This window comes from Aliikangiella aequoris, assembly GCF_053709105.1.
In genome coordinates this window covers 2,346,771-2,363,149 of record NZ_CM132298.1, presented here as the reverse complement: position 1 = coordinate 2,363,149, position 16,379 = coordinate 2,346,771, and the positions used below count along the sequence as shown (strand labels likewise).

Genomic DNA, 16,379 nt, shown 5'->3' with positions numbered 1-16,379 from the left:
GACATCAAAGCAAATATACTTCTAGCCATATGGCCGTCTATACGGTTTGTTATGGATGTTGGCTAGTTTGGTCAACTACTACCCAGCAATTTGAATTGGCAGCTTTGCGAGTCGATTAGATTGTCAGGCGACTAAATAAGATGAGGATAAATAAATGAGCGTCGATTCAGATCAATTACAAGCGACTAAACCAAGCCAAGCAACAGATTTTCAAGCAGCACTACCCACGGAGTCTATTTTTGACCCACAAGAGCCGAACGCCGTTCGCTTAGACACTGTGAGTGTTCGTGCCGGAATTGAAAGTGATACTCAGCATGGCGCTATTACACCGCCACTTTATTTATCGAGTAATTACAGCTTTGCAGATTTTAATGAACCTAGAGAGTATGATTACACTCGTTCAGGAAATCCAACCCGACAAATTCTTGGTGACGCACTTGCCCAGCTAGAAGGCGGCTTTGGTGGGGTAATCACTTCAAGTGGTATGTCGGCCATTTTTTTAGTTTTACAGCTGTTAAAAGCTGGAGAACGAATTTTAGTACCACACGACTGTTATGGCGGTAGTTTTAGATTATTTCGTAGTTTTCAAGAGCGAGGTTTGCTTAGCGTTGATTTTGTTGATCAAACTAATCCAACCGCTCTTCAATTAGCGTTACAGAAACAGCCTAAAATTGTTTGGATAGAAACCCCAAGCAATCCATTGTTACGTTTGGTCGATATTCAGCAGGTGAGTGCGGCGGCGAAACTAAAAGGGGCACTGGTTGTTGTGGATAATACGTTTTTGTCACCTGTTCTACAGCAGCCATTGCTGTTAGGTGCAGATATTGTTGTACATTCCACTACAAAGTACATTAATGGCCATAGTGATGTAGTGGGTGGTGCTGTAATTGCAAAACAAAAATCGCTTTATGAAGACCTAAAGTGGTGGGCTAACTGTACAGGTATCACCGGTGCGCCATTTGATAGTTTCTTCATTTTAAGAGGTTTAAGAACACTTGATGTGAGAGTTAAACGCCATTGTGAAAATGCGCAAAAACTTGCTGAATATTTAAACGGCCATTCACTTGTTGAGCAAGTCTATTATCCCGGGCTAAAAACGCATAGTGGTCATGCTATTGCTGCTCGCCAGCAGTCTGCTTTTGGTGCGATGATATCATTTAAATTAAAAGGTGGATTAGCTGAAACGAAAGCATTTTTAAATGGCCTTAAAATATTTTCACTTGCCGAGTCTTTAGGTGGCGTTGAAAGTTTAGTTTGTCATCCTGCAACTATGACACATGCGGCTATCACTGAAGCAGAACAAATCACCGCAGGGATTACTAACAACTTGTTAAGGCTGTCAGTTGGTATTGAAAATATTGAAGACTTAAAAGCAGACCTAGAAAGCGGTTTTAAATTAGCACAAAGCGCGCTAAATAAAGCGAAACACACTACAAAGGCAGTTTGTCATGGTTAGTTTTAGTGATCCTGTGATTTCGCCAAAAGCATCGCAGTTGTTAAAAGATGCTTGCACGAACAGTGCTCAGCAAGTTGATAAAGTGAGTGTGCATAAGTTTGGTGGCTCGAGCTTGGCTAGCGCTCAAAGAATTCGTCATGTTGCAGATATTATTGCTAAATTGAGCGATCCTAATGACTTTATTGTGGTTTCCGCAAACGGAAAAGTTACTGATTGGCTTGCACAGTTGGTGACAGGAAATGCCCAAATACTCAAGCATATTCAGAATTTTTATATGGCTCTGGCGGTGGAACTTTTAAACAATCCACATGACTTTTTAACAGAGTTTAGCAGCCGCATAAAAAAGCTTAATGCTATTTCGGCTAACGAACTTTGTGAGCATCAGAGTGCACAGATAATTGCCTTGGGAGAGTATTGGAGCGCACAATTACTAATTGCCTATTTACAAGAATGCAAGATAGCGTCGAGGTTGATTGATTCGCAGCAACTGCTACGTACGAGTTGTCCGGACGATTATCAATGCTTTGATCGTACTTATTTTTTACGGCAAATCAACCGATTAACCTATGGCAACTTTAATAGTCGATTTGTAATGACTGGTTTTGTTGTGTCTGATATTCAAGGAAAAGCACTTTTACTAGGACGTAATGGCAGTGATTTTAGCGCGACTCTTTTAGCGAACTTACTGTCTGCTCGACAAGTTACATTGTGGACAGATGTTAATGGAATTTATCAGGCTGATCCTAACATTATAGATAACGCGCAAGCGATCAAACAGCTAAGCTATGAAGAAGCGCAGGCGCTAGCCAGTCTAGGCACCAATGTTTTACACCAAAAAACTATCACTCCTTTGATTGCCGAAAAAATACCACTTAGAGTTTGTTCATCGATAACGACTGCAGAAATATCTACCACCAAAAAAGTGCAAGGCACGCTAGTTGCTCAGTGTGATAGCGAAACGCGACCCAAGCAATTAAACCGGTTAAAACAAAAAAACAAGTCGGTAAGCGACGTTTTTAAATCCGCTATTAAGTCAATTGCAATTCAAGCGAATGAAATTATATTGGTTGGAAAAAACATAAGTTCAAACAGTGAATTTCTGTTAATTCTTAATACAATCATTAACGAGTTAAATCGACAAAATAATTCAAAAGTAAGTTTCTCCATTAAGTTGAGTAAAGAACAAACTCCTCGCTTTAAAAATAAACAGAATAATACTGAGAACTATTTACTCGCCATTTATAGTTCGCTTCAAGTACAAGATTGCGTTGCGAAAGCGAATGAGCCTGTTATATCGAAAGGCCGGCTAGAGTTAGAACCCTCATTTACTACCAAGAAAAGTGACCCCTTAGTGAAAGCAGCACAGTTACTGAATGATTTGTTGGTAGGTGATTTTAAAACATTAGATGATTTTTATTTTAAGCAAGCCAGATTATCCCCTGCTATAAATCAGCAAGCAACGCAGCAAACGGCAGTTTTAAATGCGCCACCACAAACACTTCGTTCGATAGGTTCGTTATGAGTAGTTTTCATGTTCAACAAATTGAGTCACTTAATCAAGGACTTGCTGATTTACAAGGCAAAGTCAATGTATCTTTTGAGTTCTTTCCACCTAATTCGGCACAAATGGAAACCACTTTGTGGAATTCGGTAAAACGCTTAGAAGTACTTGCGCCACAGTTTGTGTCGGTTACTTACGGCGCAGCTAATTCGACCAGAGAAAGAACCCACAAAATTATAACTAAGATCCAAACAGAAACTGAATTAAAGCCAGTACCACATTTAACCTGCATAGGAGCGTCTCAATGGGAACTAGAAGAAATTGCTAAAGGCTATTGGGAACAAGGAATTAAGCATATTGTGGCGCTGCGCGGAGACTTACCTGAAACTAACGCTGCAAACAGCGACAAGCCTGAACTCTTTGCATTAGATTTAGTTAAGCTCTTAAAGCAAGTCGCCGACTTTGAAATCAGTGTTGCAGCCTACCCAGAAGTTCATCCAGATGCGCCAAGTGCCCAGTTTGACTTACTTAATTTAAAGCGTAAAGTCGAGGCGGGCGCAAGCAGAGCCATTACCCAGTTTTTCTTTGATACAGCAACCTATTTACGCTATCGAGATAAGTGTTTAGCAGCAGGAATTGAAGTTGAGATTGTGCCGGGAATTTTACCCGTCACTAATTTTAAACAATTACTCAAGTTCTCTAAAATGACTAACGTGACTGTTCCAAGTTGGATGCATAAGCAGTATCAAGGTTTAGACAATGACCCAGTAACGAGAAACTTAATTGCCGCCAATATCGCCATTGAACAAGTTAAACTTTTAGCTAAAGAGGGGGTACGAGATTTTCATTTTTATACTTTAAATCGGTCTGACTTGACCTATGCAATTTGTCACTCGCTAGGAATAAAAGCACAAAGTCAAGAGCTAGTAGCTTAATTGAATTGAAGCGTTGCACGGGTAACCTCATTTGCCTATAATGCTTGTCATAGTACGAATTCAAAGGGTTAGCTTAATCATACTTCAACTCTTTGAAAGCTTTTCAATTGATAAAGTTGCTTCATCTCTAACGACGAAGTCCCCACTTACAAGGAATTAAAATGACGCAAAAAATATTAGTTACCGGTGGAGCTGGTTATATTGGAAGTCACACCACGTTACTATTACTGGAAGCCGGATATGAAGTCGTCGTTGTTGATAACCTGTCAAACTCATCGATTGAAGCATTACGCAGGGTAGAGAAAATTACTGATAAACCTGTGACTTTCTATAAGTTAGACTTGCGCGAAAAAGCAAAGTTAGCTGATGTTTTTCAAGCACACCAGTTTGAAGCAGTGATTCATTTTGCAGGACTAAAAGCTGTTGGTGAGTCGAGTGAAGTTCCTTTAACTTATTACGACAATAATATTAATAGCACCCTAGTATTACTAGAAGTTATGCGGCAGCATCATTGTAAAAAGATTGTCTTTAGCTCTTCTGCCACAGTTTATGGTGATCCTGCGAGCGTGCCCATAACCGAAGATTTCCCCACTTCTGCGACTAATCCTTACGGTAGAACTAAGCTGTTTATTGAAGAAATTCTCAGAGATTTAGTGGTTTCCGATCCAACCTGGCATGTTGTCATGCTACGCTATTTTAACCCGATAGGCGCCCATGAAAGCGGCACTATTGGTGAAGACCCGCAAGGTATTCCGAATAACTTAATGCCTTTTGTTAGCCAGGTAGCTGTCGGTAAACGCGAAAAGTTATCTATTTTTGGTAACGATTATGCAACCATTGATGGTACCGGAGTTAGGGATTATATTCATGTAATGGACTTGTCTGACGCTCATGTTAAGTCGGTACAAAATATTGATGCTTTAAATAAAGTTAATGTGTTTAATTTAGGAACTGGTAATGGCTACTCTGTATTACAGATAGTTAAGGCGTTTGAAGAGGGCGCTAACAAACCGGTGCCTTATCAAATCGTAGCACGACGACCAGGCGATATTGCTGAGTGCTGGGCCGATGCGAGCAGAGCCAAACAAGTCATTGGTTGGCAAGCATGCCGAGGCTTAGAGCAAATGGTTGCAGACACTTGGCGCTGGCAAAGTAATAATCCTAATGGATATAGCTAAAATACCACTAATTGCTAAAATTATAGCTCGCTGCAAAACATAGGTTTAATAAAATCAATGTGTTGCAGTGAGATTTCTTGAAATTTTGACAAAAAAACGCTAAAAATGGCTTGCGCAAAATTATCTTTCTGATAACATACGCGCCTCGTTGATAGCAGCATGCACTGGCCAAAGCTAGCAAGTGTTTATTTCTCAACGAATCTATTTATATTAGTCGCGTAGCTCAGCTGGTTAGAGCACCACCTTGACATGGTGGGGGTCGGTGGTTCGAGTCCACTCGCGACTACCAATTTATTCCTTTCAAATACAAACGCCTTATTGACAAGCTAGTGCGCAAAACAAGCGCTTATAGTCTGCGATCCTAACTTTTAAGCAAAACCGCCCAACTATTTTGTGCTCTCTGTGTTACGACACCGTTATTTACCTTTTTGATTGCTTTAATCTACTGATGAAATATTCGCGTATATATTATTTGTTCTAGTATGAGTTTATTTGGGGTAATGCGAATGAAGCTATTAAAACAGCCTCAAACTTTTTTAAAATACATTAAATTGCTTTTGTTGGGAGGAGTGATGGGCACGCTCGGATTAGCCGATTTAGCGATAGGTCAAAATAAAAGTCAAAATCATAAGCAAAATACAGTTAACTCTAAGCAAAACTTCATTATTGATTTTACTCAATCGGCAGAGTTAGCTCGCTGGTTTGTGATAAATGACGAGGTTATGGGCGGACGTTCATCTGGGCAACTACAAAGTGATCATCAAAGGGGCATATTTAGCGGAGAAATTTCCTTAGATAATAATGGGGGCTTTAGTTCGGTTTACCGAAAACTTGATCAACTTGAGTTGGAGTTTAGCCAAGTATCGATTGACATAGAGGGAGATGGGCAGGCCTATCAGCTAAGAATGGTCACTAATATAGAAGGCTATCGAGTCGATTATAAAAGAGAATTTAAAACTCAGCGCGGCAAGCGGCAGTCGCTTAATTTTGTACTAGATGATTTTAAAGCTACATTTCGTGGTCGTCTAATTCCTAATGCGCCAGTTTTGAATTCAACCAAAGTTCGAGCGGTAGGTTTTCTTATTAACAAAAATTTAGCAGGTGATTTTGCATTAAGAATCAACCAAATTGTTTTTTCGAAATGAGTATAAATAACGCGAGATTCAGAGAATTAATGTGAACAGTATTCATCCAAAAGCACTTCTCAATAGTAAGTGGACTAAAGTTAAAGTGGATAATAAAGAAAAGCACTTTATTGTCACCCAGGTTACATTTGATGAACAAGGCAACGTCACTAAATGTATTTTAGAAGCGATTATTAATAATGCTGAATATCTTATCAATTGGCGAGAATTAAAGCAGTCTCAACAGTGGCGAATTGGCTGGCAATAGTTCGTTCAAGCCGTTGGGTAGCCACCATTAAAATTCAGGCTCAAGAAGCGCATGAATTTTAACGGCGGGCTTTTTAAAGGAAAAGTTAAAGCTGCTTTTAAAAAAAAAGGGTGTTAACGCCTTTCTCTTGAAGTTGATCTGTCAGAGCGCCGGTTAGAGTGAGATGAACGCTGTGATGCTCGCGCTTCACTTCGTGTCGTTCTTTCTGATCTTTCCGATTTTTGTGACCTTTCCGATCTTTCTGCTCTTTCCGATCTGCTCTTTGAGCGAGAATTACGCTCATTGTAGTTTTCCTTGCGAGCTCGGTTGGTCGAACGCTCTACTGGTACTTCTCGCGGTGGTTGATAAGTGCGCTCTCGAGTACTGCGCTGTTTATCCACTTTTTGTTGTTCAGCTTTATGTTTCTCAGCCGCTATTGGTTGACGCTTTTCTACTTGGCGTTGTTTAACTTGCCGAGGTTGAGAAGAATCACCACGCCAATGATCTCGTTCTATTCTTTTATTAAGCCGTTCCTGTGGTTTACGCTCTCTAAGACTCTTTTTATCATCTACTGAGTGAGCGCGCATTTTTTGTTTGATGCGTTGTTGCCGGGTTAGTTCTGGCTGCTCACGATCGGCTTTTATTTTAGTGTTTAAACGAGACCCAGATAAGTCCTGACGTTTATTTCTAATTTGATGTTCGTTGCTGCGAATTTGTTTAGTGGTTAATTGACTCGGACGATTGCTAGCATAACGATTGCGCGTAACTTCGGTTCGATAGGCCACTCCGCGTCGATGCTTAGGGTTATGTTGCCAGCGGCGCGCATTTTCGTGTCGAATAATATGGGTGCGATGGTAGCGGCGTTTCGCATAGCGTCTATGATCTAATACCACAACGTGATGGTGTCGCCAGTTAAACGCACTAAAGTGGTAATGATGGCTGTGTGATAAGTAAACGCGTGGGTGCCAATAAAAATAGCTCGTATGTGAATAGTGGCGTCTGTGACCCCAGTGCCAATCCCAGTAAACCGGTGGGTGACTGTGCCAATACCAGTTTCCATAGACTACCCGAGTGTCATAATAGGGAATGTAAATGGTTTCTATTTCGACTGGTTGGATAATAATTTGGCGTTCTTCCCGAATAATTTTAGTATTCTCCATTTTACTCAGCGAACCAGCTTCATCGGCTTTTCTGCGTAATGATTGAATACTTGCAAGCACGCGTTCTTCGTCTTGAATAAAAGCATCGCCAATTGATTGCATCCAGTCGAGCTCTTTGCTTAGCCTTTCTAGAACACGAGGGAAGGGAACTAATGCTTTTACGCTTAAATCCCAATCTTTATCTTCTGTCTGTTGAATCGCTTGGGCAGCGCTTAAATTAGCGTTATCTTCAAGCCAACGGTGGGCTTGAACAACTTCTAATGGGTAAGTAGAAGCAATTAAAATATGAGTTAACACACTGTCGGGGTAAAGAGCGATGGGGGCTAAAATTTGTTCTAACTGGGCTTCGCTAAAGTAGTCTTCGCTGTTCGCTTCCGACCAGCTTTTAGCAGAGCTCAGGCTAAATATTAGCGCTATTATTACTACAATATTTTTCATCGTATCGGTCCTATATCGATTGTGACCTGTGTATTCAAACATAACCAATCTGAATGCTAACTTAATAGCTATGCTCGTGGTATTAGAAGCATGTAATTCAACGCTTTAAGGCGTAACAGGCATTAATAACAAGGATTGCACTGAAATAAGTGTAAGGCTAAGATTAATTTAACAGGCTGAGTCATACTTAGCTAGCGTTAGGCTTTTAAATTTGGAGTAATTTTCATGGCATATTGGCTATTTAAAACAGAACCAGAAGAATTTAGTATTGATGATCTTCAAAATATGTACCCAAATGCCGAGCCTTGGGATGGCATTAGAAATTATCAAGCAAGAAATATTTTAAGAGATAAGGTCCAAGTGGGTGATTTTGCGTATATTTATCATAGTAGCTGTAAAAATGTTGGCATTGTAGGCGTAGCTGAAATAGTTAAGGCTGGCTATCCCGATCCAGCCCAGTTTGATCCTCATAGCCGCTACTTCGATGAAAAAGCGTCAAAAGATGAGCCTAAATGGTTTTGTGTTGAGGTAAAATTTAAACAAAAATTTACCCGCGTGATAAGTCTTAAAGAAATCAAGCAAGTACCTCAGCTGAGTGAAATGCAATTAGTGAAACAGGGCAGGCTTTCTGTACAAGCTGTTACAGCAAAAGAGTGGCAGTGGATCAACTCTCACCTTGCAAAGTAAGTGAGTTAATAACGGGGCGTTTTTAGAAAGTTATAGCGGCACTATATAAATGTTTACCAATTTAAAGAGGTACACGCATGTCTAATTTCCTTATTACTGGTGGTACAGGTTTAATTGGTTCTCAGTTGACTCAAGCGCTAATTACTCAAGCTGAAAATATTTATGTGCTCACGCGCAATGCCTCTAGAGCGCAAAATCACTTTAAACTGATACTAAATGAAGCAAAACCAAATGAAGCAAAACTAAATGAAGCAACATTATCAAAATTAAAGTTTGTAGAGAGTTTCGCTGCTATTCCCAAAACACTTCAGTTTTTGGCGATTATTAATTTGGCTGGAGAGCCTATCGCCGATAAAGCCTGGAGCAAAAAGCAAAAGGTGCGCTTGCGTAGTAGTCGCATCGATTTAACTAAGCAATTAGTCGAGTGGATTAAAAGCCTAAGCGTTCCGCCTAAAGTTTTGCTTAGTGGCTCAGCGGTTGGTTGGTATGGTAGTCAGGGAAACAGCCCTTTAACCGAGGCGAGCCTTGCAAAGTTTAATCAAGTAGGAGACGAGTTCTCGCATCAATTGTGTGAAGACTGGGAAACCGAAGCGAAAGCCGCAAGGTTGCTTGGCATTAGAGTGTGTTTGTTGCGAACCGGTTTGGTGCTTAGTAAAAATGGCGGCGTATTGGCGAAAATGCTATTGCCCTTTAAGCTTGGGCTAGGCAGCCGACTAGGAGACGGCAAGCAATTTATGCCCTGGATACATTTGCAAGACTATATCAACGCGGTGGTGTTTTTAATTAACCAAAATAACCAACAAACTTCTATATCAGCACCATTAGAAGGCGTGTTTAATTTAACTGCGCCTAATCCTGTCACTAATTTAGAATTCAGCCAGACCTTAGCAAGCCAGTTAAATCGGCCACTGATATTTTCTGCGCCAGCTTGGTTATTAAAAATATTACTAGGCGAGCGTGCAGGCTTGTTGATTGGAGGACAAAAAGCTTTGCCAAGTCGGTTGACCGAGCTTGGGTTTAATTATGAGTTTTCTCACCTAAAAAATGCGCTCAAGTCGCTGTTAAACTGATTAAAATTAAGTGGCATAATAATAATTCGCACAAAATCCAACCCCGCCGCCCCCGAACCGGGTGAAAACCGCCTGCCTTAATCGTTATTTTTATTACCTATCATTCTAAACAGGTCGCTTATCTCAAACTAAATTAATATAGGGCGTAAATTGTCTCACCCTAGGGGATTTCCCTGATACCTCGAGCAGGCGTTTTAGCGCATAGTATTGTGAAAATAAAACAATCAACGAGGATAATAATAATGCTAAGTAAAACAACTCGCGCACTACTATTAAGCTTATTTGCAAGCGGTGCGGCTTGCGCAAATGCAAACCCGATTATTGGCAGTCAGTTAGAGCAGATGATGCCTACCCTGACCGGGAAGGTAAAGGTTATTGTTTCAACCCATCAGCGTGATCAGTTAGACGCGGTAATGAGCAATCTAAACATTCCATACTTGGCAATGAGCACTCTGCCTATGGCTGGCGCAAGTCTTTCAAAGACTCAGTTAGAATCAATGGCAAAAGATGAGAGGGTCAAAAGTATATATTTTGATGCGCCGGTTGACTACTATAACTTTACCTCGGGTGAAATAACTCAAGGGCATTATGTACACGATGTAGAAGGCGTTACTGGAGTTGGCACAACTATTGCCGTTTTAGACTCAGGTGTCGATGCGACTCATCCAGATTTAACCTTAGGCGATAAGGTTGTTCAAAATATAAAAATTGCTGGTGACTTAGATTTTGCTGGCGGCAAAAATTTATTTATTGAAGGTTTGCCTAATTCAGATACAACTTCAGGACATGGTACTCATGTTGCTGGAACTGTTGCGGGCAGTGGCGCTGCATCGGCAAACGATTCACGACGAGCTTTTTATCACGATGGTATCGCTCCCAATGCCAAACTAGTTGGTATTGGTGCGGGCGATGGAGTTTCTATTCTCTATTCTATCGCAGGTTTTGATTATGCTATTGCGAATAGCGAACGATATGATATCGATGTCATTACTAACAGCTGGGGTGGGGGCGATGGCAACAATTTTGACCCTAACAATCCTGTAAACCAGGCGTCGTATGCTGCGTATAAAAAGGGCATAGTGGTTACTTTTGCTGCTTCTAACTCCGGGCCGGATAACAACACTTTAAATCAATATGCCGTTGCGCCTTGGGTAATTAACGTTGCTGCAGGCACCAATGTTAAAGGACTCGCAGATTTTTCTAGTCGAGGTGTTGAAGGCGATAAAATTAAACAGCCGGACATTACCGCGCCCGGTAGTGGAATTATATCGACTCGAGCGGTGAACACGGCACTACCAGCAATTGGACCAGTCATTGATACAACACATCCAGACTATCACATTTACTATGCGCGAATGAGCGGTACTTCTATGGCTACTCCATTTGTTGCCGGTGTTGTTGGCTTGCTTTTAGAAGTTAATCCGCAGTTGTCGCCAGACCAAATTGAAGAGATTATTAAAGTTACTGCAGAGCCTATGCCTGATTATAAAACCCATGAAGTGGGAGCAGGCTATATTAATGTAAAAGCCGCAGTCGATTTAGCCAAAAACATTCAAGGTAAACGTGGCGAGTTTTTATTAGGAGATACCGCATACTCTAGTCAAGGTGACTGGAATATCATCGCCGAAACAGATCAATACGTTGACTATGTGTCTAACTGGTCATTAAAAAGCGACGCTTTAGCTAGTGATGGCGTTTATTTAGAAAGTAAACGGCGCCGAGCACAATTGTTATTCAATTTTGTTGGCGAAACCCTTCAAGTAAATTATATTGCTCATCCAAATGGGGGGCATGCCAGCGTAATGATTAACGGAGTGAACCAGGGAGTCATTGATTTTTATTCACCTACAAAAACGAATAAAAGTTATGTGGTTTCTAATTTAGATGGCAAAGTAGTGAATGCAGTTTCAATAAAACGCATGAACGGAAAGATCAATATCGACGGATTTAAAACTGACGGATTTATGGTTGATAATGGACTGAGTATTATTAATGAACAACAAATAATAACAGGCAATATTGGCCCTTCTGCTGAAAACATTCAAGCTAACGACCATCTCATTAAGGTTACCGATAATACGACGGCGATCAACGCAAGCTTGTCGTGGCCTGGTGTCGCAGACCTAGATTTTCAGCTAATTAATCCGCAAGGTGAGGTTGTTGCAAGTAGTGCATCTTTAGAAAATCCTGAAGTCATTGATTTTCGACCCGACTCAGGTGGCGACTATTTGCTAAGGGTGAATGGCTACATTTCAGTTAACACAAATTATGAAATTGATTTAGAAGTTTCAAGTGTTAATCAATAAGGTAAAGCCCACCTGACTGTAAATAAAACCTCAGCTTATTACAAGCTGAGGTTTAGCTGTTAATGGAGTCTAATTAATGAGTAACCTAGATAACGTTGTAGAATTAAGAATTAGATGGCGCGCCAAAATGCATGAGCTAAGCGCGAAGAAGACCATGTTTTGGGAAGATGCACCTGCATCATTTAAAGTTCCCATGTTTGAATTTCTGGGCGCGCCAGTTATTCTGTCGATAGAAGATGATAAAAATTTTATTGTTATTTGTACGCGAGGCGTTCATGCTATTTTAAATGGAGAAGAGCGGGCGTTTTTACACACAGAAATTTCTGGAATAGTCGGCCCCAAAAGTCTAGAAAATATTAAAGAAATGGAATTAAAATGTTTTGAGATTTTACTCGATGATGGAAGTAAAATTAAAATTGAAGCAGAGCAAGGTGCGCCTTTGCTGATGATTTGGAACGTGTTGGTTATGCTGGAAAAGATGTGTTGACTAGGAGCAGTGTAGCCTAAATTAATTGAATATATTAAAAAATAAACTGGTGTGGTTAGAGATTTTTCTATTTATCTGATTTTAAATTGCGCATATTTGAAATTACAGAAGCAAGTGCTTGATCGAACACATCATCATTTTCATCTAATAGAAGCTGTTTATTAACATATAAATGGGCTAGTTCATCAAGCAAGCACTCTTTTATCTTTAGACCGCTTCGATCGGTAAAAATAAATTTACCAGTTGAACTGATTTTTGCAGCAAGTCGACATTTTGTTAATTCATCATTAATGAGTATCTTTACCCAAGTTCCTACTGCTATTTTGTTAACTCGGCTTTTGTCTGCTTCACTGGCTTGTTTATTGCCAGACTGAGTGAGCTCAAGTGATTTTGCTTTACTAGTCTTAACTGATGCTACTTTAATTTTTTCTACAGCTTGCTTTGCTAATGCGTCTTTTGGTACAGCTTCCTCTTTTGCTGGCTTGTTTTTTGATAATTCAGCTGATTGGTTTTTTTCGGAATTAGCTGCTTTAGATTTTGGTAGACTTTCGTTATGGCTTTTAGTTGTGTCAGTCTTTAGTTTGTTTGGCTGTTTGTTGGAATTAGATTGTGCAGTTCTACTATTGTCATCTTCTTGCAAGTCTGGCGCTGTCTCAGTTTGCAACGTTTGAGTATCTGAGTTGGTTCTATTTTTGGCTTGAATATTTTTAAAGAGTTCACTAATTACACTTTGAAAGGCAAGCTCATATAAAGGCTTGTCCTCAACCATTGTTACTTGCTTTGACTGGAGTTTGTCTAGCATTTGTTGCGATGAAAGCTCTCTAAACTTAGTGCCAGTTGAGGTAACTAAGATATATTTATCGTTTGACTTGATGTAAGACGCTAGTTTGCATTTAGTTTTCTTATTTTCATCTATATAGTTTAACCATCGTCCGGGTTTGATTAAATCTAAAGATTTTTTGTTAGCTATAGTGTCTTTTTCTTTACGGCTTTTGGGAGCATCTTGCGACTGAGACGGCTTGTCAGTTAATTGATTTGGTATCTCAGAAAAAAGTTTTAATACCCATTGCTGACTATTTATTTTGCTTATGTCTTCTTCATTAGTTGGATCTTCAGATGAGTTTTCAAATAATTCAGATTCAAAGGGGGTTGCTGGTTTCAAACGGATGATTTTTTCTTTTGGACCTTGCTCTAAGCTTGACTTAGCATCAAGTATGATTTGGGAATGCAATGCGTCTAACTGTTGAAAAAACGCGGTAGTTTCTGCGTGTGAGTAGGAGGTTTTAGCTAAATCAATCTTAAGTTGTGAATAGAGCTGATCTTGAATCTCTAAGAATTTCTCCAACTCTTCAACGGTTTCTACTTTTAGCGTACTCACTAATAAACACTTTGCAAGGTGGATAGCATGAAATGCTTCCAACTCAGGTGCTTTTAAATATTCAAGGTAAAGAATATGGCGCCAAGCATTCTTAAGCATATGGATGATAAAGTCGGGAGTGTTTTCTTTATACAAAAACTCCTCAATAGCAATATTGGCCCAACGGTCGGCTTGCTCTGCCTTCGCTTTACCTTCTTCTGCTTCTTTAATTCGTTTTTCGAAAATTTCAATGCGTTTAACATGCGCTTGTGCAAATTCAGCTAAGTGCTGAGCGGTCTCCTTAAATGCTTGCTTTAAATTTTGGTTCGCAGCCGCTTGCGCTGAGAGAAAATCGAGAGCTTGCTTTATTTGTTGACTTATTTGCTGAGAGCGATTGTCACCTTCTTGCCAAATAAGACCACAAGTCATTAAGGCGTCTAAAAGTGGTTTTAGTGGGTTAGAGCGATTAAAGAGTAGCTTTGGATGTTGCACAAACAAAACTAAACTGAGTAATTTAAATGGCATTATTGCTTTGGAAAATTCAGGGTGAAAGTCACTACCTTCAATGACTTTTAAAAATAGCGTGTCAGTTAATTCAACTAGATGTACATGAGGCTCGGGTAAGACTACATTGTTGCTCTTAAGTGCCGCCTGGACTTCTGCTAACAGGCTTTGCTGAGTTGCCCTAAGTTCAGTCACAACGCTATTTGACTCTTTAGTTGTTGAATGATTTAGCTTTATTAACTCTATGAGTTGCTGCGTGTAATTGAGCTGGTTATCACTTGATTGTTCGCAAGTGCCAAGATTAGATTCGGTGAATTGATCTAAGCTGCTCACAAATGACGCGATTAAAGCTTTGTTTTTGTTTGACTGTTGGTCGTTAAGTGTACTTTTGTCTTGAATTGATTCGGATGTTTTGGGCATAAGGTAGCTATATTCAATCAAAGTAAAAAAACAACGCCAGCCAAATTTTTGTCTAGCCAGAACATTTTGAAGTTTAGGTATACATGGTGGAGCAGACTCTAAGTGTTAATTATAGTCATATCCATGATTATTTTATGGGAAATTTTAACAAAAATAGAAGAAACTTATATTTTGCGGATAAGGCAAGCTGGGTTTCCTGCATAAAGACAATTGCCAGGGACTGTTTTTGTTACAACGCTGCCTGCTGCGATGACGCTATTATCGCCAATATTTACGCCAGGTAAAATGATAGCGCCAGCTCCAATCCACACGTTTTTACCAATGTTAACCGGGCTAGCCAAGTTGGTTCGTTGGGCACGCAGCGCTGGGTTTGTTGGGTGATTAATGGTTAGAATCTGTACATTAGGGCCAATTAGGGTGTCATCACCAATTTTTACTGGTGCACCGTCAATTATGGTGCAGTTAACGTTAAGGTAAACCTTGTTGCCAATTTCTAACGGGAATGCATAGTCACAGTGAAATCCCGGCTCAATAAAAACTGCGTCGCCGCAAGATGCAAACAGCAACTTTATCTTTTTTAAGTTCCCTTTACTCGGGCTGCGAGTGTAGTTTCTACATAATTCATGTGCTTTTTGACGCGCTGCACGCATTGTTGGAGTGAGACTATCAAACTCTATTGCGGAATGATTGGGCATTGAATAAAGTGCTCTCGATGTTTGGGCTTTTAAAGCATGGTTACGGACTAGTGTTCAAGCGGTAATAATGCGACAATTTGTGGCTAGTTTCTATCGTGAGAGTTGTAAATGCAAGACTTTGAGTTTAATCAACAAGATCTCAATCAGTTAAACTTGTGGCAACAGCAATTATTTGCAACAGCCTTGTTGCAACGTATGTTGCCCAATTTTGACTATTTTGTGCAAGGAATGGCGTTACCTTCAAATCGACTAATGCATAATCAAATTGATAGTTTATGGCAGAAACTTAGCGGTCTTCCTATAAAAATCAATCATGAAATTCAGTTAGAAAAACTCCAGCAAATTACCCCAGAACCAAACGATTACGATTGTTTTGCGGTTTTTCCTGCGCTTAATTGTTGTACTGGATTAAACTGTGTATTAAGCAGCTTTATCGAAGCCGATCATCAGCTCGCCTATGAAGTCAGCCGTTTGTCTTTAGAAACGGTTACTGGCTATTTAAATTATGTTCAGCTACAGCAGTCTCAAGGTGAAGCTCCGGCAGCCTTATTAAGTAACGACCCGCTTTATTTATGGGAGCTAGAAACCCAAAATGGACTCTTCAATTTGGTTGTACAGGCCAAGCAGGGCAAAGCGAGCTGTGATGCAGCAAAAGTATTGGTTACAGAGCAGCGCTTGTCGAATCTAGCAATTGAATATTAAGCGGTATTTAAGCTAACAAAGCGATAAAAAATAGGATGGGGCGCTATTTTATTCCGTGGGAAAAATAGGCCGCGCAAGGAATTTGTTCAGTAATTGAATAATTGTCATTGTC

The 16,379-nt window shown here is 40.0% G+C and carries 14 protein-coding genes and 1 tRNA gene; 12 read left to right on the top strand and 3 right to left on the bottom strand.

All coding sequences use genetic code 11. From position 1 onward, the window contains the following. The first annotated feature begins 154 nt into the window (after positions 1 to 154). From metB to ACUR5C_RS10180, 7 genes are all read left to right on the top strand, one after another. Positions 155 to 1,456 (top strand): cystathionine gamma-synthase, encoded by a 1,302-nt coding sequence (gene metB, locus ACUR5C_RS10210; RefSeq protein WP_454465018.1) that lies wholly within the window; start codon positions 155 to 157, stop codon positions 1,454 to 1,456. Continuing rightward, on the top strand, positions 1,449 to 2,978 hold the full coding sequence (locus ACUR5C_RS10205; RefSeq protein WP_454465017.1) for an aspartate kinase: 1,530 nt from the start codon (positions 1,449 to 1,451) through the stop codon (positions 2,976 to 2,978). Before metB ends, ACUR5C_RS10205 begins: the two co-directional genes overlap by 8 nt. Continuing rightward, positions 2,975 to 3,892, top strand: coding sequence for a methylenetetrahydrofolate reductase (metF, locus tag ACUR5C_RS10200; RefSeq protein WP_454465016.1), 918 nt, complete (start codon positions 2,975 to 2,977; stop codon positions 3,890 to 3,892). Before ACUR5C_RS10205 ends, metF begins: the two co-directional genes overlap by 4 nt. A gap of 161 nt (positions 3,893 to 4,053) precedes the next feature. After that, positions 4,054 to 5,070 (top strand): UDP-glucose 4-epimerase GalE, encoded by a 1,017-nt coding sequence (gene galE, locus ACUR5C_RS10195; RefSeq protein ID WP_454465015.1) that lies wholly within the window; start codon positions 4,054 to 4,056, stop codon positions 5,068 to 5,070. Between the two features lie 212 nt (positions 5,071 to 5,282). Further along, positions 5,283 to 5,359: transfer RNA gene (locus tag ACUR5C_RS10190), tRNA-Val, on the top strand. 217 nt (positions 5,360 to 5,576) lie between these two features. Continuing rightward, on the top strand, positions 5,577 to 6,215 hold the full coding sequence (locus tag ACUR5C_RS10185; RefSeq protein WP_454465014.1) for a CIA30 family protein: 639 nt from the start codon (positions 5,577 to 5,579) through the stop codon (positions 6,213 to 6,215). Positions 6,216 to 6,246: 31 nt separating this feature from the next. Next, the gene (locus ACUR5C_RS10180) at positions 6,247 to 6,462 is read left to right on the top strand and encodes a TIGR02450 family Trp-rich protein (RefSeq protein WP_454465013.1); all 216 of its coding nucleotides are present in this window, start codon (positions 6,247 to 6,249) and stop codon (positions 6,460 to 6,462) included. 113 nt (positions 6,463 to 6,575) lie between these two features. On the opposite strand, the gene ACUR5C_RS10175 is transcribed toward ACUR5C_RS10180, so the two are convergent. Further along, positions 6,576 to 8,039 (bottom strand): DUF3300 domain-containing protein, encoded by a 1,464-nt coding sequence (locus tag ACUR5C_RS10175; RefSeq protein ID WP_454465012.1) that lies wholly within the window; start codon positions 8,037 to 8,039, stop codon positions 6,576 to 6,578. A 225-nt stretch (positions 8,040 to 8,264) separates the two neighbouring features. On the opposite strand from ACUR5C_RS10175, the gene ACUR5C_RS10170 reads away from it, so the two are divergent. From ACUR5C_RS10170 to ACUR5C_RS10155, 4 genes are all read left to right on the top strand, one after another. Continuing rightward, positions 8,265 to 8,726, top strand: coding sequence for an EVE domain-containing protein (locus ACUR5C_RS10170; RefSeq protein ID WP_454465011.1), 462 nt, complete (start codon positions 8,265 to 8,267; stop codon positions 8,724 to 8,726). Between the two features lie 77 nt (positions 8,727 to 8,803). Next, positions 8,804 to 9,796: a TIGR01777 family oxidoreductase gene (locus tag ACUR5C_RS10165; RefSeq protein WP_454465010.1), complete on the top strand. Its 993-nt coding sequence runs from the start codon at positions 8,804 to 8,806 to the stop codon at positions 9,794 to 9,796. A gap of 242 nt (positions 9,797 to 10,038) precedes the next feature. Continuing rightward, positions 10,039 to 12,102 carry a S8 family serine peptidase gene (locus tag ACUR5C_RS10160; protein WP_454465009.1) on the top strand — a complete coding sequence of 688 codons (2,064 nt, stop codon included), beginning with the start codon at positions 10,039 to 10,041 and terminating at the stop codon, positions 12,100 to 12,102. 76 nt (positions 12,103 to 12,178) lie between these two features. Further along, the gene (locus ACUR5C_RS10155; protein ID WP_454465008.1) at positions 12,179 to 12,589 is read left to right on the top strand and encodes a hypothetical protein; all 411 of its coding nucleotides are present in this window, start codon (positions 12,179 to 12,181) and stop codon (positions 12,587 to 12,589) included. Positions 12,590 to 12,656: 67 nt separating this feature from the next. Here the strand turns inward: ACUR5C_RS10155 and ACUR5C_RS10150 are convergent, their stop codons facing one another. Together ACUR5C_RS10150 and ACUR5C_RS10145 are read right to left on the bottom strand one after the other, a co-directional pair. Continuing rightward, entirely contained in the window at positions 12,657 to 14,870 is a 2,214-nt protein-coding gene (locus ACUR5C_RS10150) for a DUF1631 family protein (protein ID WP_454465007.1), read from the bottom strand. 164 nt (positions 14,871 to 15,034) lie between these two features. Then, positions 15,035 to 15,565, bottom strand: coding sequence for a sugar O-acetyltransferase (locus ACUR5C_RS10145; RefSeq protein WP_454465006.1), 531 nt, complete (start codon positions 15,563 to 15,565; stop codon positions 15,035 to 15,037). 108 nt (positions 15,566 to 15,673) lie between these two features. On the opposite strand from ACUR5C_RS10145, the gene ACUR5C_RS10140 reads away from it, so the two are divergent. Further along, positions 15,674 to 16,267 carry a DUF416 family protein gene (locus ACUR5C_RS10140; RefSeq protein WP_454465005.1) on the top strand — a complete coding sequence of 198 codons (594 nt, stop codon included), beginning with the start codon at positions 15,674 to 15,676 and terminating at the stop codon, positions 16,265 to 16,267. Positions 16,268 to 16,379: the final 112 nt, after the last annotated feature.

Coding starts and splice junctions, on each gene's coding strand:
- ACUR5C_RS10170 (WP_454465011.1), top strand. CDS start 8,265: ATGGCATATTGGCTATTTAAAACAGAACCAGAAGAATTTAGTATTGAT.
- ACUR5C_RS10175 (WP_454465012.1), bottom strand. CDS start 8,039: ATGAAAAATATTGTAGTAATAATAGCGCTAATATTTAGCCTGAGCTCT.
- ACUR5C_RS10165 (WP_454465010.1), top strand. CDS start 8,804: ATGTCTAATTTCCTTATTACTGGTGGTACAGGTTTAATTGGTTCTCAG.
- ACUR5C_RS10145 (WP_454465006.1), bottom strand. CDS start 15,565: ATGCCCAATCATTCCGCAATAGAGTTTGATAGTCTCACTCCAACAATG.
- metB (WP_454465018.1), top strand. CDS start 155: ATGAGCGTCGATTCAGATCAATTACAAGCGACTAAACCAAGCCAAGCA.
- ACUR5C_RS10205 (WP_454465017.1), top strand. CDS start 1,449: ATGGTTAGTTTTAGTGATCCTGTGATTTCGCCAAAAGCATCGCAGTTG.
- ACUR5C_RS10150 (WP_454465007.1), bottom strand. CDS start 14,870: ATGCCCAAAACATCCGAATCAATTCAAGACAAAAGTACACTTAACGAC.
- galE (WP_454465015.1), top strand. CDS start 4,054: ATGACGCAAAAAATATTAGTTACCGGTGGAGCTGGTTATATTGGAAGT.
- metF (WP_454465016.1), top strand. CDS start 2,975: ATGAGTAGTTTTCATGTTCAACAAATTGAGTCACTTAATCAAGGACTT.
- ACUR5C_RS10160 (WP_454465009.1), top strand. CDS start 10,039: ATGCTAAGTAAAACAACTCGCGCACTACTATTAAGCTTATTTGCAAGC.
- ACUR5C_RS10140 (WP_454465005.1), top strand. CDS start 15,674: ATGCAAGACTTTGAGTTTAATCAACAAGATCTCAATCAGTTAAACTTG.
- ACUR5C_RS10155 (WP_454465008.1), top strand. CDS start 12,179: ATGAGTAACCTAGATAACGTTGTAGAATTAAGAATTAGATGGCGCGCC.
- ACUR5C_RS10185 (WP_454465014.1), top strand. CDS start 5,577: ATGAAGCTATTAAAACAGCCTCAAACTTTTTTAAAATACATTAAATTG.